Genomic DNA, 20392 nt, shown 5'->3' on the forward strand with positions numbered 1-20392 from the left:
TGTTTAGCTGGGTTCTGTTGATTCAAACTTACACTGTCGTCTAAGCTTTTCCTTGTTCTTCTGCAAATAGTTTGCCGTCATACATTTTGATGAATGGGAACCAAATAAGAAAAGCAACCAAGGCGCAAATTAGCGCAAGGACAAATGCGCGCCAATCGCCACCTGAACCGATAAACCCTGAAAGACCAATTGGGGTTGGCCAAGCGACTTGAGCAATCGGTGGTTTGACAAACCCTAAATTGATTGCAAAATATGCCACCGACATAGAAGCCATTGGTGCCAAAAAGAAAGGAATTGCCGTATAGGGGTTATACACAACAGGCATCCCAAATAAAATGGGTTCATTAATGTTAAAGAATGACGGGACGATCGCGGCTTTACCTAATGCACTTAGTTGTGCCGATTTAGCAAAAAACGCGATGAAGATAACCATGCCCAATGTTGCTCCCGAACCACCAATTGTCACAAAACTATTATTGAATTCACCAGCAAAAGCAATATTTGCACCGCTTTGGTTTTCAACCATGTTGGAAAGAACGATAGGCGTCAAGAATGATGTCACGATCGTTGCTCCGTGGATCCCAACGATCCACAATGCATGCATCAAGAAATAGATGACCAGCAATCCAGCCCATGTGCTCGTCAACTGTGAAACAAAACTGAAAGGAATCGCAATGACTTTGAAAATATCGGTCCCCAAAGCTACTAAAGCTCCGTTGATCACAATGACGAATAACGCAATCAGCGCCGTTGGAATCAACGCGGTAAATGAACTTGAAACACCAGTTGGTACAGTATCAGGCATTTTGATGTAGATATTTCTCTTAACACAAAACGCGTAAATCTTCACTGCAATAATAGCCATAATAATTGCAGTAAAAATACCAGTGGTTCCTAAACGAGTCACTCCTCCCGCCATTTCCCAGCCATCAATGATTTTTTGATCATCGGAAATAATGGTCACAAGAGTCGCTACCCCACCTTCAAATACTAATTGAGGGAGACACATGAAGAATGCCATCATTGACAATAACGCCCCGTTTACAGGACTTAACGAAATTTTTTCTTCTTGCGCTTGGATCTTCGTATATTCATAACCAAAAACGATACAGAAATACAAGGCCAAGATCCCCATCGTTGCAGTATTTCCTAGCATATACAAACTTTGGATCTTATCAAAAGAAGCCGCCCAAATCGATGCTAAAGCTGGAAAACTTTGCGGTAAGACGCTAATAATCAAGAACATCGAACCAACGATCGTAAATGGAATAGAAGCCATCCCGGCTGCCATCACTCCACGGACGATGCGGAATTGCGAGATCCGCCCCATTGGTCCCATTAAATACTTATCTAGAAAGGTAAACATTTTACTATTTTCTGAATTCATTTGTGTTTCCTCCTTTATTCTCAAATGCTCGCAGATAGGTCAAATAACTATCCCGATTTTTTTCGATCAACCAAATTTTTCGCTCGATATACACACAACAAATCAGTCCCAGAGTCAGACTAACCAGTAAAAGCGTTCTGCCGGCGGAAGCTAATAAAGGAAAAAAGCGATCTTGCCACCCCAGCAAAATAAAAACGATGCCAGCACTATTGACCCCTGCTTGAATCCAATAGCCCAATTTAGTCCGATGCAGGCGGTTGGATGGTTGCCAATATTTCTGTGTTTGTTCAAAGATGATGACGCCATCAACAAAAAGCAAACAGACTGGTACTAGTCCCATCAACGTCCAATTTGCCAGACTAAGCAACGCCCAATAAAGATTGATAAAGAAAAAAATTGCCGTCATGTAACGAAAGATCAGATAACGATTAAAGTTTCTATTTTTTTGTGCGTACTCATTGGCACTGGACGAATGGCTTTGTTCTCTCATAGCTATGATCCACTCCTCTCTAATTATTTTTGCGAATCGTGAAAATCAAACTTGTTCGAACAAGTTAATTTTAGCACAAATCAAAAATCATGCAAGCGATTACTTTTTGATGTTTGGTTGAAAAAAATAATTTTCTTAGAAAGCTCGGCTAATTTCATACCAGCTTTTTTTGGGACTATTCAGCTATCTCACAACAATATGTTGAACTTGTGAAAACGGGGATTTTATGTTAAAAATGAATAAAAGGAATGTCTGTTCAACAAGATGTTCGTTTTTTGGAGATAAAAAAAGGGTTAAAGTGTAAAATACTTAATAAAAAAGGAGAAAGACGAAAATTATGTTAAAAGAAGTAACCTATGAATTTATCAAAGAAATCCCCAAAGCTGAACTACATCTGCATTTAGAAGGAACGTTGGAACCTGATTTGAAATTACGATTGGCACAAAAAAATCAAATTGATATTGGTCAAACAACGATCGAAGAAGTGGAAGCAAGTTATCAGTTCGACTCATTGCCTTCTTTTTTGAACATTTATTATCCAGCGATGAATGTCCTCCAAACAGAGGAAGATTTTTATGAATTGGCAATGGCTTATTTCAAGAAGGCTGCTGAACATCACATAACTTATGCTGAAGTTTTTTTTGATCCGCAAGCCCATACCTCTCGCGGTATTTCTTTTGAAACCGTCATCAACGGCTATTATCGAGCGACTCAAGAAAGTGAACAACTTGGTGTACGAAGTGCCTTAGTTATGTGTTTCTTACGGGACTTTTCTGCTGAATCGGCAGAAGAAACTTTTGAACAAGCGCTGCCTTTTAAGGATAAGATCTTGGGAATCGGACTTGATTCGGATGAAAAAGGCAATCCACCACTGAAGTTCAAAAAAGTTTTTGAAAAAGCAAAAGCCGCTGGGTTTCATTTGACGATGCATTGCGACATTGATCAAGAAGATTCAATCGAACACATTCGTCAAGCCATTGAAGAGATCCAAGTGGAACGAATCGATCATGGAACAAATATCGTAGAAGATGAACAGTTAGTCGATTATGTGCAGGCGCACCAAATCGGATTGACTTGTTGCCCTGTCTCCAACAGCTTTGTCGTGGATGATATGAAAGGAAAAGAAATCATTGAACTATTGGCAAAAGGCATCAAAGTAACGATCAATTCCGATGATCCAGCTTATTTCCAAAGCTATCTTTCTGATGACCTTTATGCATTGAGCAAAAATTATCAGCTAACAGAGGAACAAATCATTCAATTGGTCAGAAATGCCTTTGAAATTGCTTGGCTACCAGAAGAAGAGAAGAAGTTGTATCTAGCGGAAGTCGATGCTTTTGTTGCGGAGAAAAGCAATTAATGTAATTCTTATGCAGGCAAAGTTGCACAAGATTAAAACAAACAATCACTCCAAATACAGGATTGGAGTGATTGTTTGTTGGCATGGTCTTTAAATATGCAAATCTTTCCTGCAAAAAACCATGTTTGATGCCGCAAACAAGATACATGCGCCGATCAGCAGTACAAAGATGCCAATGAGACCACTACGATCTCCTGCGATCAAAGCATCCGGATCAAACAATGTAAAGAAAGTGAAATACTTGACTTTTTCGGCATTTCCGCCGGTGTTGGCAAGCATCTGTAAGACATACATCAATGCTGGTAACCCACCACCGACAGCAATGCTGTATTTTGAATCATTAAAAACACAAGATGCTAAAAAAGATATCCCTGCGATAAACAGCTGCAAACAAAGCAATCCACCATTCAGCAGCAACAGTTTGGACATATCGAGTTCCCCTTTGAATTGTAATCCGCAAATGATCTCTAAAGCAGTGCCATAGATAATCAAAAAGACAATTCCGGTTAAAAGAACCGACATCTGGGTCATGACAATCGTTCTCCGTTTGATGGGTGCTGCCAGCAGTGCCACCATCGCGTTGCTGTCCACATATTTGGCAATCAATGCATTCCCCCGAAGAATCGAAAATACCATTGGAAAAATAATCAATATAAACCCGTAAAGATAAGAAGACATGAACCCCAGTAATGACGTGGCACCGGCTTTCATACCGACGGCTGACATCAACTCCGGCAGCATTTTGCGCATCTCTTCAAGGGACTGCATCATTTCTGGATTGTACATACTGACAATAATCGAGATGTAGAGAGTCATGACGGCACCAAAAATCACCAGGGTCAACAAGCTGCGGCGTAATTCTCGTTTGTAAAGGGTGAAATTGATCATTTCTCTTCACCTCCATAATAATCCATAAAGATTTGTTCCAATGTTTGACTCGTACTGACTTGAACCTGACAAGGATATGCTGCATCGATTTTCCCATTAAAATCAGCTGCAAAATCTACCGCCTGCTGTTCATTCGGCAAAGTGACGGTATAACGACGCACATGTTTTTCTCTTAGTGTATCGGTAGAATCCAACGCAACTAATTTTCCGGCACGAATGATACCTATTCGATCACAGGTCCGCTCAACTTCTTCGAACATGTGGCTAGACATAAGGATGGTTTTGCCCCGCTTTTTTTCTTCCGTAATCAAATCAATAAAACGTGACTGCATCAAAGGATCCAATCCACTAGTTGGCTCATCCAAAATCAGAATCTCCGGATCGTGCATGAAAGCCACAACGATGCCGATTTTTTGTTTCATCCCTTTACTCATTTTCTTGATCTTGCCGTTCGGATCTAATTCAAACCGATCAAGTAATTCTTTGGCCCGTCCGTTCTCAGCATTTCCTCGATACTTTGCGATGAATTTAATAAATTCGCTTCCGGTCATTTCATCAAAAAAAGTCATTTCGCCAGGAATGTAGCCTAAATTTCTTTGGATTTGTTCCCGTTGTTGCCAACAATCCAGCCCATTGATTGAACAACTGCCGCTTTGAGGTTTAATGAACCCCATTAGGTGACGGATCGTCGTGGTCTTTCCCGCGCCATTGGGCCCCAGAAATCCAAACGCTCCTGCTTCCACAGAAAATGACAGGTCAAAAATTCCTTTGCCATTGCCATAATCTCGTGTGAGATTGGAAATATCAATTTTCCCCATCGTACATTCCTCCTATTGACCAACACCTATCCACTAGCAAATCATTTGCTGCTTCGATCTACTCACTTTTTGATACTGCCGCTTTGCAAGTGATCAGTCAAGTTGTTTGGTCTTTGCCATACATTTCGTATGATGATAGCCAAAGTATAGACCATGTTGCTGCGTTTGACTATCAAAATATCTGCCGCATCTCAAAAAAAGCTCGCCAAAAAAAGCTGTTTTTTAAATCGCAAACTGACCACAAAAAGCAGCCGCCCTCTTATTCGGGGACCGCTGCTCGTATAAATTGACAAAAGCAAAATAATCATTCTCAATAAATTAGAACCCAAGGCACCAGTTATGGTCTAACATAAAAGGAGTTTATCAAGTACCAAGAAAAACTGTCATTACCTGTCGATAATGTGAGATCAGTTTAAACAAAAGGTGCCTTTCGTTCCTACCCTCAGTCTACAGAAAGAAGATGTGTGTGACAAGAGGAACGGGCAAGAAAGCTTCTGTCCGTGTCGCTCACATTTCTTCTGACTGAACAGACCAGCTAGTTTTTACTGCTTGTCGTCTCCTCGTGAATAAATTGCTGCCAACGGGCTCTCAACTTCTGGCGATAATAATAGCGAGATTGTTTTGACCCCACCTGATTGACCCAATCCAGCCACATTTGCCGTTCCTTCGGTTTCAGAAATGCCCAGAACTGCATCAGCAGCAGATGATTATCGATCTCTTCAGTCAAATCGATTGTTTCTTCCAACTCGGATGCGATGGGTTGAATGAGTTGGTTTTGACAATTACTTTTTCGCTGTATATCGATCACGCGCCACAGCAAAAAGCCAAAAAGGTAATTGACATCATTTTCGTGACGGAAGATTCCTTCTTCTGGGTAGCTTCGTGCGCGTTCAAATAGCAAGAGGCGCAACTCTTGCAAATAATCTTCAAAATCTGGATGACTGGGAAAAATGCCCGCCCGAATCAACACCTTGTAAAAGAGGCGTTCATACGAAGCCATCAGTGTGTGCCATTTTATCATTGGTTTCCTCCATTTGCTTGGTGTTCCCGCGGGTACATTAACCATAGCAAAAAGCGAAGGATGCTATTTTCGTCAAAAAGTAACAATTCATTCGAAATATGCACTTTTTATTGCAAAAATTGTCAGACAATTTTATAGTTGAAGTATCTAAAATGAAGGAGTTTTTCTATGAAGAGATGCTACTCCCCTTCAAGTTTGAATAAACTTGATCCTTATCGTCTGTCCTTTGAGCCAAAATGTAAACGATTCCTAAATCTAAGTGATCTGACCACTTGCCATGAACTGGATGCTTTGATTCGCCCAACCATGACAATCGACTTCGAGAAAGAGATCTTTGCCATCCTGCCTTTTGTTCGTGATGATCTCACGCATTCTTTGATCATTTATCAAGACTATTGCTCTCTGCTTCCACAGCCGCCATTTCCTATCATCAAACAGATTCTTCTCCATTTCCATTTTTATGAGTACGCGCTTTTCAAAGATACACTGTACCATTTATTCAGTCAATCGAATATCAAACGTCAATACAAGATTCCTTGTGCAACTAGCGAATACAGCTTGCTACCACTAACAAACGCCACCAAAAAAGACACCATTTGGGTCAATCCTGGAAAAATCATGACGTTGTCCGCTGCTGGACCGCAACTGTTCATAGAACTGCACAATCAGTTCTCTTTTCCCAGCTCGGTTGAATCCCGTCGTCTAAAGCAAACCATGCTGATCAGTTTTCTTGCTCATGGCATTATCAAACGGGAACATAGCTATCAACTGCCTCGGGCGAATACTAGTCTCACTGAATTTCTGGACCTTTCTTTTTCTCCTCTCACCAATCATTTACTAGGGGAGCTTCATTTTCACGATCTCCCCGGCAAAAGAGGAAGTTTTAGTCTGATTTATCAAGATCTCTATGCAGAAGAAAGCCAACAAAAAATGCGACAAAAATGAGTGCATTTGGTCAAATTTTACTCTTACCACGCATTTGTTCCAAAAAGGGGCAATTGCAGATAATTTAAAAGAAAATGCAAAAGAAAAAAATTTTTTGATCTTTTCGCGTATTTTATTTTTGAGAAACAAAAAAGCACTAGTTTAAGAAAATAGTGCTTTGAGAAAATAGTTTTGAGAAAATAGTTTTGAGAAAATAGTGGCGGAATGCTGCGAAGGAGGAAAACTACTATGCGTATCGTTAAAATTTCAGAAACGGAGATCTATGTCGAAATGACAGGGAAAGAATCATTTACCGTGTCTTGCAGCAGTGAGCAGCTCGCTGAGCGATGGCTGGCGTTGTTAGAAGGTTTATCAGAATAGATCATCAGCTAATATGTCTTTCAAGCAAGATCCGCAATCGACTGCATGTCAACTGATCCCATTGGCAGGTGATTAATACCATGCCCGAATCATCTCTTTTCTCGAAAAGAACAAAAAGAAACCAAGACCCAGAATAAAAAGCAGCAGCAATAGTGGAACCTCAAAAGTTGAATGTTTGGTCCAACTTTTTGGTTTACTACAAAGAGCCGCTGCTTTTTTATTTAGAGACCTAATTCAGAGGCAGGATCGAAGAAGCCTGACCATAGTCCTGTCGCCATACCCAAGTGCAAATGGACACCAGTCGAATTGCCAGTTGTTCCCATTCCACCAAGGTATTGGCGTGCTGTGACACTTTGCCCACTGCTAACAGCAGGCAATGTGTTGAAGTGCATGTAATAACTATAAATGCCGTTCGGATGCTTTATGATCACATAGTTTCCTGTGGATGGACCATAACCAGCTTCCACCACTTTCCCACCTTGAATCGCATAAATCGGTGTTCCACTGCTGCCGGTAAAGTCGATCCCATTATGCTGGTTGCCGGAAGAACCGGTTGGATCTGTACGGTAACCAAAGCGACTCGAGATATGGACAGAATCGACCGGTAAAGACCAACCGCTGGTTTGTTTCCCGCTGGCAAGTCCCGGTGTTTCTGAATTAGTTTCGGGATTGGTCTCTTTGTTGCTTGTTTCTTCAATGCTGGTCTCTTCTTTGATTGGTTCAGAAGCATTCGCTGATGTCGTTGCTTCTGAACCAGTTTCATTTGCGGATTCTTTTTCTTGAGAAGCTGCTGTCTCAGCGACTACCTCTTTTTCAACTTGTTCATGAGCTTTTTTTTCCTCCGCTTGGGCTTGTTTCTTGGCTTCGGCTGCTAACGCTTCTTCTGCCGCTAATTGTTTCAATGTTTCTTCCCGTTTCTTTTCAGCAGCCGCTTTATCTGCTTCCAAGTCAGATTTCTTGCTCTCTTCTTGATTCAGAGACAGTCGTAAGTCGGCTAATGCCACGTCCTGATTCAATCGCACATCTGCAAGCTCTTTTTGCTTTTGTTGCAGCTCGCTCGCGTGAGTTTCAATTTCGGATAGTTTTTCTTCTAGTTCTTTTTCGAGCTTGATACTTGTCTCGATATCTTTTTGTTGTTGCTCAACGATACTATTGCTAGCATTCATGATGGTAACAGATGCAATCGCTCGTTGGATTGCTTCACCCAGTGATTCCGCATCAAGCAATGTCGTCATCATGGCATTCGAAGGTTCTGAAACTTGGATCTCTCGTGCTTGATTCGCCAAAGTTTCTTTCCGTTTAGCGATTTTTTCTTCCAACTCCTTGATGTCACTTGCGATTTTGTTGACCTTTTGCTCTGTGCTGGCCTTTGACGCTAAAATCGAATCCATTTCAGATTCAAGTTGCTGGATCTCCGCTTCCGTCTTTTGTTTGAACGCTTCTATTGAAGCAGATTGCCCTTTGATTTCATTGATTCGCTGGGTTTGTTGCTGAATGAGACGATCCACATCCTCTGCGTTTGCAACCAATGGGAAACCTATCCACACCAATGAGCTTGCGACTATCAATTTTTCCAGTTTTTTCATGCTATCTCCTTTTGAATCCTACTTTTCATTTCTACTAGCATACCGAATATTTTGCTGCTTTTGGGCAGAATCACAGGAAAAACATCTGGATGCAAAATTCTGACATCTCGTTGCAATCAATTTGTTAGATTCCAGCATGAATCGTAAATTGCTTTTTGATTCTTTTCATGAGGAAAAAACAGATAAGAATTTTTTGCAAAAAAAAGGTAGATGAATGCTCAATCATTGAACATTCATCTACCTTCGTTGGAGTTTCATTTGACGTTCGACAAAATCAGATGAATCGCCTAGCTGCCAAATCAGCTGCAGCTACTACCATCGCTTCTTCAGGAAAAACCATTCCGGCGGTAAAAGCATTGGGATAAGCCAATACTTTCAAGCCCGCACTTAAAGCGGCCGTCACCCCGGTTGGACTATCCTCCAGTGCAATAACTTCTTCTTCTGACAATGCCAACTGTGCAAGACATTTCTGATATCCCTCAGGAGCTGGCTTGCCTTCCTTCACATCATCCCGGGTGAGGATAAGATCAAAAACAGACATCAACTCTTGATGATGAGCAAAGAAATGCATCAATTCTGCTTTCCTTGAATTAGAGACGATCGCTAGCTTCAACTGGTTCTTTTTGCCATACTGGATAACTTCTGCAATGCCTTCCCGCAATGGTACCTCAGGATACTTCGTTTTCTGTGCTTGAGTAAAACATGCTTCAATGGCTTCTACATCGACGGGCTTCCCTAGAGATTTTTCTAAGTGTTGATAAAACACCCCGTCTGCTGAACCAATACTTTTTTGGTAATCTCTCCTTGTATAGGTTACCTGGTAGGTGTCACGAAGATATTGCTTTACTGCTTGATAAGCAACTTCCTCGGTATCCACAAGTGTACCATCAAAATCAAAAATAATTCCCTTTACCATGTGCTCCCCCATTGAATCTTTTAGAATTGGATCTTAGGTTTCATTTCAATCTACTTCCCGAAACGCAGCGAAATCTTCATAGAACGTCTTGGGCGGTACATCCGACTTTTGCCGCTGCTTGTTAGGGATAAAAGTCGTTCCAGCTACTTTCGTAAAACTAAAATAGTGTTTTTGCCCGGTAGCCTCTTGATGGTATCCAGATTGTTCCCCAATGTATAAATCATCTACTGAACTGATCGTCTTTGTCGTTATTTGTGATGATACTGAAGCATACAGCTGAATCTCTGAATCGACAATGAACAAATTGGAATGCTCGTCTTGAATGAATTGATTGATCACCGTTGCCAGCGTCGCTAATTTAGAAAAATTGTAACGGTGCGGCAGGCCAAATCCTAAAAGCAATACTCCGCCTACTACCAACCCCATCGCACTGGACCATAACCACTGCTGCTCACCAATCATTTTTGTGACCGCAAAGATACCTAGGGCCCCGGCTAAAATCAAAGCTATTTTTATCATCCCCAAAACTTTGATATAGCGTAACCGACTTTCTCTTGTTAGATGGTCTTTCCCCCAAGGAAACCATTCTGGTGTCGAGATATCAATGATCAATGTGTAAGTAGCATTTTCTCTGAAGAAGTAGTCTCCTGATTGCTGACAATTTGTAGCTTCAGTTAAATACTTACCGAGCCATTGCCGAAAAGCTTTTTTATGCTTCTGAGTAAAAATCCGAGGAAAATACAAGCAAAGAAATTCGAACAGTTCTTGTTTCATTTTTAATACGCTACTTTCCGATAATATCTGCGTGTTTTAGCACTCTTTCCAGTTTTTTCTGTATAGACAGTCAATAATAGATCAAAGAAGTGATTCAAAAACCACGGCATCAAAAATTTCTGTGTTTCTTTTGAAAAACGATCCAGCCCAAACTCATTTAAATCAACCGTTTTAGCTTGCGCAGAGTGAGAAGCAATAAAGCGTTCCACCCGTTGATCTTGGTCACGATTAGAATCAGCGTTCATAATCAAGTTGATTTGGTAATCCTCGGCCACCATTTCGAATGGACCATGGAAAAATTCAGAAGAATGGATCGGCTGTGCTTGGATCCATTGAATCTCTTCCAAAATATAGTTACAGAAGCAACAAACTTCTCCCCATAAACGTCCAGATGTCACCCACATTTGTGGTTTCGCCACATCGACAGTCGCAATCAGTTGTTGCGCGAATTCTTTGGCCCCAGCGATGGCTTCTCCGACAAATGTGCCAAGTTGGAGAATTTCTTTTCGCATCTTAACCAGTTTGTCTTGATCCATTTGAGTATAGCACTCAATGAACCAGCCGAACAGAACCAAATGGACATCTGTATCAACAGAGCTCGTCCGGTAATCAAGAATATCTGCTCCATCCAAAAGTGTGTCATCATCACCGATAAACCCATAAATCGTTGTTTCAGGATAAACTTGATGCACTTTCCCAAGTGTATCAAGAATCTCTTGCGTAGAACCCGTCTTTGTACCAGCAATAATCAATGTTTGATCATCGATTTGATCAAAATAAAGGCTTAGCAACTCTTCCGGGCTGACAATCAAAAATGGCACAGATAATTTTTCAAACAATAGTGGTCTTAATCCGACAAATTTGGTGAACGTTCCCCCACAACCCATCAAGAAGATCTTAGTAAATTTCTGCTGCTTCATTTCGTCAGCTGTTTCTTTCACCGCATCTAATTGATCGATCACTTGAGAATAGTTGCTAATAAATTGTTCTTTTACAAATGGCATGAGTTTCTCTCCTTTTTTATACCGCTAAAAATCCGAATACCGCCCCTAAAATACTTACAGCTAGAATTGCCAATAAGATATAGAAGACTTTGACATCCTTTTTCAACAAACGGCAGAATAGGAATGTGATCAGTAACGGCAATAAGGCTGGCATCATCGAGTCTAGCAATCCTTGGATCGTTTGCGCATCTTTACCGCTGGTCAATTTCACTGGGATATTGATGATCACCATTGAAGCGACCATCCCACCGATTACGGTATTTCCCAGAATATTGATTGCATAAGTGATATTATCCATCAATCCGCTTGACATCTTGTCAATAAAAGAAACCCCGGCTTTATAGCCCCACATGGTACCGAAATAACGAACGAGAACATTCGGGATGTTAAATACGAGCAGAAACAAAATCGGACCAAGAATACTTCCTTGTTTCGCTAATGAAATCCCGATACCGCTGGCAATGATCCGCAAACTTCCCCAGAAGATCGAATCACCGATACCTGAGATAGGGCCCATTAATCCAGCTTTCATGGCATTGATAGAAGATTCATCAAAAGAAGGATCATTTGCTTTCTTTTCTTCCATTGAAGCAGCAACACCTGCAATGAATGGAGAAGTCGCTGATGTACAGTTAAAGAATTCCATGTGTCTTTTCATTGCTTTTTTCTGATCATCTTTGTCTGGATAAAGTTTTTGAATCACGCCGCCCATCGTATAGGCAAACGCTAAGCTCATCATCCGTTCATAGTTGAATGAAGCTTCCATCGGCATTGACCGCCAAAAGACGCCCATCAAATCTTTCTTTGCGATTTTTTTAGAAGTCATCGTATTGTTCCTCCCCATCCGTCATCACTTGCCCTTTGTTTTTTTGGATCGCATCAAAAATGATGTACATGATCCCTGCAAAAATAGCGCCAATCATTGCAGTTGCGATCATATCTAATTTCAAGTATGCGGCACAAACGAAACCTAAGAAAAAGAAGGGTGCCACTTTTTTAGAGAAAGTCATATTGATCAACATAGCAAATCCGACAGCAGGCAGAATATTGGTAGCAATATTCATCCCATCAATAAAAGCTTGTGGTATTAATTTCAAAATTTTATCGACTGTACCGCTGCCGATTACATAGGCAACAGTAGTCACGACTGTCATCAATCCAATCCGAGTGAAAGATGCCCATAAATGCATATTGGCCGCTTCTTTGATCTTGCCTTCTTCAATCAAGTGATCAGCTTTATGAGTCATTGCCGGAAAGATCACAACATATAAAATGTTTTTGATGGCTAATCCTAAGGCTGCGATCGGCAAGACAAGTGTCAATGCCACATCGACACCATAACCATTTTTTAAAACAAGTGCGGTAGCCAAGATTCCGCCGATAATTTCATCCGGCGGCACAGTGGCGCCGACCCCCATCAAACCTAGAAAGGCCAACTCTAAAGTCGCACCCATGATCAAGCCTTGGGTCACGTCCCCAAATAATAACCCAACAAATAATCCCGTGACTAAGGGACGGCCAATGAAGGAAGAACCTAGAAAATCCTGCATATTTGCTATTAGTGCAATAATAAAAATACCAATCGTTTGAACAATCATCATCCTTACTCCCTTCGGCTAAACTAACGATCTGAATTCTATATTGGCATCATTTGGTGCTTGTTTAACTAAGATTTCGATGCCGGAATTTTCCAGTTCCGTTAGTTCTTTGATTTCCTCATATGTGACATAGACTGCTTTCGCAATGTTCTTGCTATCGTCACGCTTTGCGGATAATCCTAAATTGATTTTGTTGATTTCCGGAGTTCCTTTTGCCAATCGGTAGGCATCATGAACATTTTCTACAACGATGAACACATTGTATTTATCTGTGACACCGCTTTTAATCGCAGCAATTGAATCGTCAATGCTTTTAAATATCAATTTCGTATCATTAGGTTTTGCCAAATTCAATGTTTGCTTTCTAAATGAGTCGTTCACTACGTTGTCATTTGCAATCAAAATCGCATTGGCAGACAAATTTTTTGTCCACGCAAATGCTACTTGTCCATGTAATAAACGGTAATCAATTCTTGTCATTTTGATCATGTTGACTCTCTCCCTTAAAATTCGTCTTCATCTGGTTGATCTGGATTTACTTCTATCAATTTGATCCCACTTGTAGCGGTTACAATCACTTGCTGGAGTTGTTCCTTAATCTTTGCTGGTTCTGCAGAAAAACTCATTGAAACAATTTCTAATACCAATGGCAAATTCATCCCTGCAATTAGAAATTGGTTCTCTTTTCCTGCAATTGTTTCAGTGATCACACGGTTGACGCTCCCTCCAAGCAGATCACTGATAAATATGATTGGTTCCTCTGCCATTTCTGAGATCAACGCTGTAAGCTGTGCCGAAAAGTCAACCTTCTCATCAACATAGGCGGTGATCGCAGATAGATTTTCTTGCTTCCCCATAATAAATTCAGCCGTATCTTTCATGCCTTGTGCTAAATTAGAATGACTCGCCAAAACAATTTTCATGTGTCTTCTCCTTTCATCTGTAATCGTTTCCCAATTACTTACAACTAGATAATAGAACCCCTTCGATAGAAAAACAACAAAAAAAAGACCAATTTCTTGAATAGGTCTTTTTTAGCAACCAATTTTAGAACCACTTAATAGTCGGTCTCTACATTGAAGGTTATTTTTTCTGGATTAAAAAAAGATTTTGTATATTCCACCAACTCATTCTGATCAGTATAGCCATAATATTCAATACATAAGACGTATTCTCCAGGCCGCATATTGATTTTGCTGAACTGTTTTTCGTCTTCCACTCGGCTAGCATAAAACTGTTTCTTGAATTTGACAGGTCGCTTATTTTTGTATTCCATATAGTCATAGAGTGAAAAACTACCAAAATCATAGCGATGAGCATCTTTAAATAAACGAAAAGGGAAATAAGCAATTTGCAAGGATACTTTGTCTTCATTAGCCTCCCGCACCCGGATCAATTCAAAAAACTCAAAGTATTCTGGAAAGACAGCCATCAGCTCTGGATCATCGTAAACCAGTTTGAAGGATTCAACAAAACTGCTAGACTCCATTCCTTTGATTCGAATCCCCTGTGTCAAAGATAGCGGCGACTCGTCTCCAACCTCAAAACGATTGGAATGTCCCTCATTGGATAGAAAAGTTCCCGCGCCCCGCTTTTTATAAAGAACACCATCTTCTACCAGGGAACCAATGGCTTTTTTAACTGTCATCCGACTATACCCTAAGATATCTGCCAATTCACGCTCACTCAGGATCTTATCATTTGAACCAAAGTCGCCGCCTTGAATCATCTCAACAATTTTTCTTTTGGCTTCTAAGTACAAAAACTTTCCCATTGTCTCACTCCTCAAACAAATACGCATCTGGATCAGAGATTTCTTCTTCGTAGCGGATGATCGTTTTATCTTGATCCAAAAAAAAGGTTTTTTCAATCAGCACTTGACTGTCTCCAATGATCTGCAGTTGCTGTGCCTCGATTTCATTCGGCCATGACAGGGCAATCTCTTTTCTAATACTAGATACCCCTTTTGACTGGTCTACTAATAATTCTACATCAGCATTTTTTCTTTCTACCAAATAATCGACTGGTATCCACGATTTCAGCAAAGCAACAGGTTTCTTGCCTTCCTGCAAAAGAAACTCCCGCTGCATAACGTCGCCGATACGGTCGTCGTTAAACAACACATTATAAAAATTTTTCTTTTCTGCAATCGTCTCTGATGATAACGTTAATTCCAGTCTTTTATCAGCGACTCTTGCGAACGGTGTATGATATTCTCTGATTTTTTTCTTTATTCTCATTGACTTTTCCTTTTCCTTACGCATTAGTGCTACGTACTTCGGTTCTATTATACTGAATAATTATTTTTTTTAAAAGATAGTCTTCTAATGACGCCATTCCGACACAGAATAAATGTGTCTGGTATACCTTTACTTAGCAGAAAAGACCTGGAATCTCTTTCTGATTTCCAGGTCTTTGCTTTTTTAGTTCTCCAGGAAACTCCTGTTATGTCTCTTCTTTCACTGCAACTATCAAACGAACACGATCATACTCAGTTTCCCTGTAACACTCGTATCCACTTTAGCGATAATCGCCGTCCTTCTGCTTCGAAAAAACTATTTCAATCGTCCTATAGCCGATCCAATCGCATTCCCTGCTAACAGCCATGCCTTCGCTGCTTTTTGTAAGGTGGTGTTTTCGGGATACTTGCTGACATCGTTAGAAATAGTATTGAAGAGCCAGAGTACGCTGTCATTTTTTTCTGGTTCTGTCAACAGCAGTTCGTAGTCATTTCCAAACAAAACGAGGTTGGAAGTTGCTGGCAGCCATTCTTTCAACTTGGGCGAAAGCAGCCAAGTATCCGTCACAATTGGTGCTGAAGCGTATGCAGGAAAGTAGGTTTCAAAAAACATTCTGGCTGACTGATAATTTTCTTGGACTTGCTCATGAACCAGTTTTGCATCTGAAGGGATGTGAAGAGAAAGATAGGTTTGACCTTCAAGTTGTGGTGCTTGACCCTTATGATCAGCGGCGATCATTTCAAATTCCAGCTGATCGATTCTAAACTCTAGTCCGCACAAATATCGCCATGTCCAAAATCCGCGATCAAAGATATCCTGATTGCTGACTTGTTTCGTTTCATTTAAGAAACGAGTGAATGCCTTCATCGTAGTCAAATAAACCTCATGAGGAATTTGCAGTGGCTGATAGAGATGTTTCCAACTGATGGTTGCTGCATACAAATGGATTGCCAATTCTTTCATTGACTCCTCTTTGTACAGTTGTGATAATCGTTTGGCTTCTGCTGCGGATGCTGCTGGATCGATCAATTTATGTATACTCGTAATGACCTCCTGTTCTTGCAGCTCTTCTAAAGCTGCGTTCACTTTCTCTTGGACTAAAACGGGCATTTCTATTAAACCCATCAATTGCTCCAATGGCTCACTGTTCGCTAACATGTTGTTCCTCCTATTATCAACCTTGAATTCTTCTTATTGATCTATGACATCAAACTTTGCTTGTAATCGCTTCATCTAATTATAAAAAGTCTAGCGCTTAAATGATACTAAAATATACCGGTTTATATTAAAATCCTAACCCATTATTGCTTCAAAGAAGATAGACTCATTTGTGCCTCCTCTCTAGGCATTTTTTCACGAAGAAATCCGTCCTCTATCCGAAAAGGCACTCTTACACATTCCTTCAAGAATATATTCGTAAGAGAGCACCCTCCATAGGATAGCTGAAACAGCTAACTTTTAGAGGGCGCTACATCGTTTTTCGATAACAGTTCTTTCTTGATTGTACTTTCTTGATTGTACTTTCTTGATATTTCTTTTTTATTGCAGTAATGACGATTGCTGAAAGTGACAGTTTTTCAAAAGTACGATCGACTTAATAGCAACTGCTAAATCACCTAGATAGGATGTTTAACGGTATATAGTTAGGTCTATTTTATAAATCACAGCCCCAGACTTCATTGTTCCGATAAATTGCTAGCTCCTGAAAGCCTAGTTTCTCCGCTGCAGTTCGTTTTCCATTTGCTACTTCGATCATTTCCGAAAGGATCCTTTCGCCGCCTTCTTTGATGGACATCTTGCCAGTAATGATCGCAGATAACTCAAGATCCATATGTTCAGTCATTCGTTGATACGTATCATGATTACCGGTAATCTTGATCATTGGTACGATGGGATTTCCAATGGGCGTGCCTCTCCCCGTTGTAAAGACACAGATCTGGGCGCCGCCAGCCACCATCCCCGTTACAGATTCAATGTCGTATCCTGGAGTGTCCATGATGATCACCCCTTTTTCAGTGGCGATCTCTCCATATTTGACGACTTGATTGATCGTGGCGTGTCCTGCTTTCATGATTGCGCCTAACGATTTTTCTTCAAGTGTCGTCAAACCACCTTTTTGATTACCAGGTGAAGGATTTGCTCCTCGAATATCTACTTGGAGACGTTCAAATTGTTTTTCGAGACCGCCAATGATAGTCTGAATATCCCGTTTGACTTGTTGGTTTTTGGCACGACGGATCAAGATATGCTCTGTACCGATCAATTCTGTCGTTTCTCCTAAGATCGATCGACCGCCTGCAGCTACCAAAAGTTCTGTCGCAACTCCCAAAGCAGGATTGACGGATAACCCACTGGTTGCATCACTGCCGCCACAATTGGTCGCTAAAGTAAGAGCAGATAGTTCAACGGGTTCCCTCACAATCCGGGCAGCCGCGCCTACCAGTCTTTCTAATAAAGGAACGACTGTCGCGATTGTTTTTGTTGTCCCGCCTTCTTCCTGGATGCTAAAAGAGTAGACCGGTTTGTCTGATACCTTCTGAACCCGAGCCACCATTTCGTAAGGCTGAATCGTCTCACAGCCTAACCCGACAAAGACTGCCCCATAGACATTGGGATTTAAGACAAATCCCGTCAACGTTCGTTTGGTGATTTCTACTGCATCTCCAATTTGACCACAGCCTTTCCCAGCTGGGATAAAGACCGTGCCGGCAATTCGTTCAGCCAGACGGCGTGCAGTTTCATTGGCACAGCCCACTGTCGCAATGACTAAAATTTTGTTGCGGATTCCATATTGCCCATCGGATCGTTTATAACCCATTATTGGTTTCATTAGACTCTGATGCTCCTCACATTATGTGTATGCACATGTTCACCTTTGGTAATCACTGCTGTAGCAATCCCTATCACTTCGCCAGATTTGATAATCTCTTCGCCAGATTCAATATCTTTTACAGAAAATTTATGGTAGCTGTCAATAGACTGGACAATCAGGAATTCATTTAAGGTCGCTTGATTAACAATCTTCACGGATGATTCCGCCGGTGTTGGTTGCAAAACCATTGCAACATTGTCCTGGGGACGCATCATTAATGCCGTATACATAAATTGCCTCACTTTCTCTTCACTCATGTTTGTCTTGAAAGACAATCGTGTCGATCGCTGCCTGACGCAAATGTGCGACTAATTGCGGCAAAGTCATCTGGTCACGTTGCATGATTGCTTCAATCACTAATGGTAGATTGAACCCAGCAACGATCTGATAATGGTTAGGGTCAAAAAATTGTGAATTATAGTAAGCACAGTTGTAAGGCGTTGCTCCAAACATATCGACAAATACCAAGACCCCATGCCCCCTATCCAGCTTGCGACTTTGATCTAAAATTTTTTGACGGAAACTGTCGACCTCTTCATTTTCAGCAAGTGTGTCGAACGCCATCTGCTGTGTCTCACCAATGATCATTTGTAACGAATGAACGATCCCTTGGCTGAGTTCGCCATGAGAAATAATTTGCATACCAATCATACCGACCAACTCCTTTCATTCACCAGATCAAAGGGTTCTAAGTGCGCAAAAAAGCGCTCAATATTCGTTACGACATGTTCCCCCATTCCTGCTAAACTCTCAGAAGTATACGCACCGATATGAGGGGTCAATGTGACATTTTCAAAAGCCAGTAATGGATGCGCAGGATCTAACGGTTCCTGACAAAAGACATCGGCAGCATAACCGGAAATTTCTTTTCTAGCCAACGCACGGATCAAAGCTGCTTCATCCACCAATTCCCCACGTGCAGTATTGATCAGCAAGACATGCTGCTTCATTTGATCAAAAGCTGCATCAGAAAGCATCCGCTGGTTTTCATCTGAAAGATTGCAGTGAAGTGTGATGACATCCGCTTCTGACAATAATTCCGGCAAAGATACTTTTTTTCCTTTTGCTTTGTGAATGTCTTCAGCAGACTTATAAGGATCATAGACTAGCACTTCAGCACCAAAGCCTTCATGCAGAATCTGGCCAACCTGGGAGCCGATATTGCCATAGCCGATCACACCGACCGTTGCGTGCTTGAGTTCAAAACTATTGCAGCTCGACCGCAAGTGCCACTCATCATTTTTGATCAGCCGCTGCCCTTTATTGATCTTACGAAGTTCGTTCATTAACAAAGCAATCGCATGTTCTGCTACCGCTTGCCGTTCGATTGGTCCTAAGACTTTAGTCACCAGTACCTGATTTTCTGTTGCAGCACTAAGGTCTACATTATCGACCCCTAGACCATGACGGCAAAGCAGCCCAAGCTTTGGTGTATTCTGAAAAAACGTACGATCAAAAGTTGGTGTGACACTAGCGATAATGCACTGATAGTCACTAAGTGCCTTAGCCAATTGATCTCCATTAATCGTTGGCTCAAAAAAATGAAAATCCACTTCACCGAATGCCTGCAGTCGCTGGATATGTTCTGGAAAAAACTTACCAAAACTTTTTGAATTGACTACTGCAATTTTATTCATCGCGGCTTCCTCCTAAATTGATTTCTTTGCTGCTTCGGGAACCGTTTGCGCATAAATCTTAATGTCTTTGTCAGCTGACAACTGCTGCAATTGTTCCAACTCTGTCTCAGTTAGGGCAACATTTTTGATAAAGAATTCTGCTGCTTGTTTTTTTGGCGTGCCGCCTAGATTCAAACAAGGTAACGGTAACCCCAACTCCAAACACTTGATCGCTGTTGCTACCGTTTTGAACAAAGCAAATACTTTATCTGCACCGAACTGATTGGCTTCCCAAGCTGCCAGCGCTTCCGCTATGCTGTATACCTTCACTTGAAAACCGTAACGTTTTCCTGAAGCCATATAAATATCCATCGAAAAATCATCGGAACGCACCGCGTCATCGATAATATAAATCGTATTCGCACCCGAAGACTTGGCCCACTTTGTCACGATCTGGCCATGAATCAAGCGACTATCTACTCGAGCAAAAGTAATTTTCCCCATTTGTGACACCCTC

The 20392-nt window shown here is 41.2% G+C and carries 24 protein-coding genes; 3 read left to right on the top strand and 21 right to left on the bottom strand.

Annotated elements, in window-relative coordinates; genetic code table 11:
- Positions 1-40 precede the first annotated feature (40 nt).
- Positions 41-1387, bottom strand: coding sequence for a PTS cellobiose transporter subunit IIC (gene celB / locus FE005_RS14970; protein WP_138372104.1), 1347 nt, complete (start codon positions 1385-1387; stop codon positions 41-43).
- Positions 1371-1877 carry a hypothetical protein gene (locus FE005_RS14975; protein WP_138372105.1) on the bottom strand — a complete coding sequence of 169 codons (507 nt, stop codon included), beginning with the start codon at positions 1875-1877 and terminating at the stop codon, positions 1371-1373. The genes celB and FE005_RS14975 overlap by 17 nt, the downstream gene beginning before the upstream one ends.
- 337 nt (positions 1878-2214) lie before the next feature.
- Here FE005_RS14975 and add point away from each other — a divergent pair, with 337 nt between their 5' ends.
- Positions 2215-3237, top strand: coding sequence for an adenosine deaminase (add, locus tag FE005_RS14980; protein WP_138372106.1), 1023 nt, complete (start codon positions 2215-2217; stop codon positions 3235-3237).
- A 90-nt stretch (positions 3238-3327) separates the two neighbouring features.
- Here add and FE005_RS14985 read toward each other — a convergent pair whose 3' ends face one another.
- The 3 genes from FE005_RS14985 to FE005_RS14995 all read right to left on the bottom strand — a co-directional run bounded on the left by FE005_RS14985 (position 3328) and on the right by FE005_RS14995 (position 5964).
- On the bottom strand, positions 3328-4125 hold the full coding sequence (locus FE005_RS14985; RefSeq protein ID WP_138372107.1) for an ABC transporter permease subunit: 798 nt from the start codon (positions 4123-4125) through the stop codon (positions 3328-3330).
- Positions 4122-4943, bottom strand: a complete 822-nt coding sequence (locus FE005_RS14990; protein ID WP_138372108.1) for an ABC transporter ATP-binding protein — start codon at positions 4941-4943, stop codon at positions 4122-4124. The genes FE005_RS14985 and FE005_RS14990 overlap by 4 nt, the downstream gene beginning before the upstream one ends.
- Positions 4944-5478: 535 nt before the next feature.
- Complete coding sequence (locus FE005_RS14995; protein WP_254696988.1) at positions 5479-5964, bottom strand: sigma-70 family RNA polymerase sigma factor; 486 nt, start codon at positions 5962-5964, stop codon at positions 5479-5481.
- A 168-nt stretch (positions 5965-6132) separates the two neighbouring features.
- Between FE005_RS14995 and FE005_RS15000 the strand changes: the two genes are divergently transcribed.
- Complete coding sequence (locus FE005_RS15000; RefSeq protein WP_138372110.1) at positions 6133-6909, top strand: hypothetical protein; 777 nt, start codon at positions 6133-6135, stop codon at positions 6907-6909.
- 228 nt (positions 6910-7137) lie between these two features.
- Entirely contained in the window at positions 7138-7269 is a 132-nt protein-coding gene (locus FE005_RS17155; protein WP_255200713.1) for a hypothetical protein, read from the top strand.
- A 221-nt stretch (positions 7270-7490) separates the two neighbouring features.
- On the opposite strand, the gene FE005_RS15005 is transcribed toward FE005_RS17155, so the two are convergent.
- The 16 genes from FE005_RS15005 to FE005_RS15080 form a co-directional block, all read right to left on the bottom strand.
- Positions 7491-8855 (bottom strand): peptidoglycan DD-metalloendopeptidase family protein, encoded by a 1365-nt coding sequence (locus FE005_RS15005; RefSeq protein WP_138372111.1) that lies wholly within the window; start codon positions 8853-8855, stop codon positions 7491-7493.
- A gap of 274 nt (positions 8856-9129) precedes the next feature.
- Positions 9130-9771 (bottom strand): HAD family phosphatase, encoded by a 642-nt coding sequence (locus FE005_RS15010; RefSeq protein WP_254696989.1) that lies wholly within the window; start codon positions 9769-9771, stop codon positions 9130-9132.
- A gap of 45 nt (positions 9772-9816) precedes the next feature.
- Positions 9817-10545, bottom strand: coding sequence for a hypothetical protein (locus tag FE005_RS15015; RefSeq protein ID WP_138372113.1), 729 nt, complete (start codon positions 10543-10545; stop codon positions 9817-9819).
- Between the two features lie 2 nt (positions 10546-10547).
- Positions 10548-11549: an SIS domain-containing protein gene (locus FE005_RS15020; RefSeq protein WP_138372114.1), complete on the bottom strand. Its 1002-nt coding sequence runs from the start codon at positions 11547-11549 to the stop codon at positions 10548-10550.
- 16 nt (positions 11550-11565) lie between these two features.
- Positions 11566-12375: a PTS system mannose/fructose/sorbose family transporter subunit IID gene (locus FE005_RS15025; RefSeq protein WP_003126076.1), complete on the bottom strand. Its 810-nt coding sequence runs from the start codon at positions 12373-12375 to the stop codon at positions 11566-11568.
- The gene (locus tag FE005_RS15030; protein WP_034704263.1) at positions 12365-13147 is read right to left on the bottom strand and encodes a PTS sugar transporter subunit IIC; all 783 of its coding nucleotides are present in this window, start codon (positions 13145-13147) and stop codon (positions 12365-12367) included. Before FE005_RS15030 ends, FE005_RS15025 begins: the two co-directional genes overlap by 11 nt.
- A gap of 18 nt (positions 13148-13165) precedes the next feature.
- Positions 13166-13636, bottom strand: a complete 471-nt coding sequence (locus FE005_RS15035; protein WP_138372115.1) for a PTS sugar transporter subunit IIB — start codon at positions 13634-13636, stop codon at positions 13166-13168.
- Between the two features lie 14 nt (positions 13637-13650).
- Positions 13651-14070, bottom strand: coding sequence for a PTS sugar transporter subunit IIA (locus FE005_RS15040; protein WP_138372116.1), 420 nt, complete (start codon positions 14068-14070; stop codon positions 13651-13653).
- A gap of 134 nt (positions 14071-14204) precedes the next feature.
- A complete protein-coding gene (locus FE005_RS15045; RefSeq protein WP_034704258.1) occupies positions 14205-14921 on the bottom strand; it encodes a GntR family transcriptional regulator in 717 nt (238 codons plus the stop codon).
- 4 nt (positions 14922-14925) lie between these two features.
- Positions 14926-15387, bottom strand: coding sequence for a hypothetical protein (locus FE005_RS15050; RefSeq protein WP_034704255.1), 462 nt, complete (start codon positions 15385-15387; stop codon positions 14926-14928).
- 315 nt (positions 15388-15702) lie between these two features.
- Positions 15703-16545 carry an acyltransferase domain-containing protein gene (locus FE005_RS15055; RefSeq protein ID WP_138372118.1) on the bottom strand — a complete coding sequence of 281 codons (843 nt, stop codon included), beginning with the start codon at positions 16543-16545 and terminating at the stop codon, positions 15703-15705.
- Positions 16546-17041: 496 nt separating this feature from the next.
- The gene (locus FE005_RS15060; RefSeq protein ID WP_138372119.1) at positions 17042-18217 is read right to left on the bottom strand and encodes a UxaA family hydrolase; all 1176 of its coding nucleotides are present in this window, start codon (positions 18215-18217) and stop codon (positions 17042-17044) included.
- The gene (locus FE005_RS15065) at positions 18217-18489 is read right to left on the bottom strand and encodes a UxaA family hydrolase (protein WP_138372229.1); all 273 of its coding nucleotides are present in this window, start codon (positions 18487-18489) and stop codon (positions 18217-18219) included. Before FE005_RS15065 ends, FE005_RS15060 begins: the two co-directional genes overlap by 1 nt.
- 19 nt (positions 18490-18508) lie before the next feature.
- The gene (locus FE005_RS15070) at positions 18509-18910 is read right to left on the bottom strand and encodes a PTS sugar transporter subunit IIA (RefSeq protein WP_138372120.1); all 402 of its coding nucleotides are present in this window, start codon (positions 18908-18910) and stop codon (positions 18509-18511) included.
- Positions 18907-19896, bottom strand: a complete 990-nt coding sequence (locus tag FE005_RS15075; protein WP_138372121.1) for a D-isomer specific 2-hydroxyacid dehydrogenase family protein — start codon at positions 19894-19896, stop codon at positions 18907-18909. The genes FE005_RS15070 and FE005_RS15075 overlap by 4 nt, the downstream gene beginning before the upstream one ends.
- 12 nt (positions 19897-19908) lie before the next feature.
- Positions 19909-20379, bottom strand: a complete 471-nt coding sequence (locus FE005_RS15080) for a PTS sugar transporter subunit IIB (protein WP_138372122.1) — start codon at positions 20377-20379, stop codon at positions 19909-19911.
- Positions 20380-20392: the final 13 nt, after the last annotated feature.

It is taken from the genome of Enterococcus sp. M190262 (assembly GCF_005843965.1).
Classification (GTDB): Bacteria; Bacillota; Bacilli; order Lactobacillales; family Enterococcaceae; genus Enterococcus_D; species Enterococcus_D gallinarum.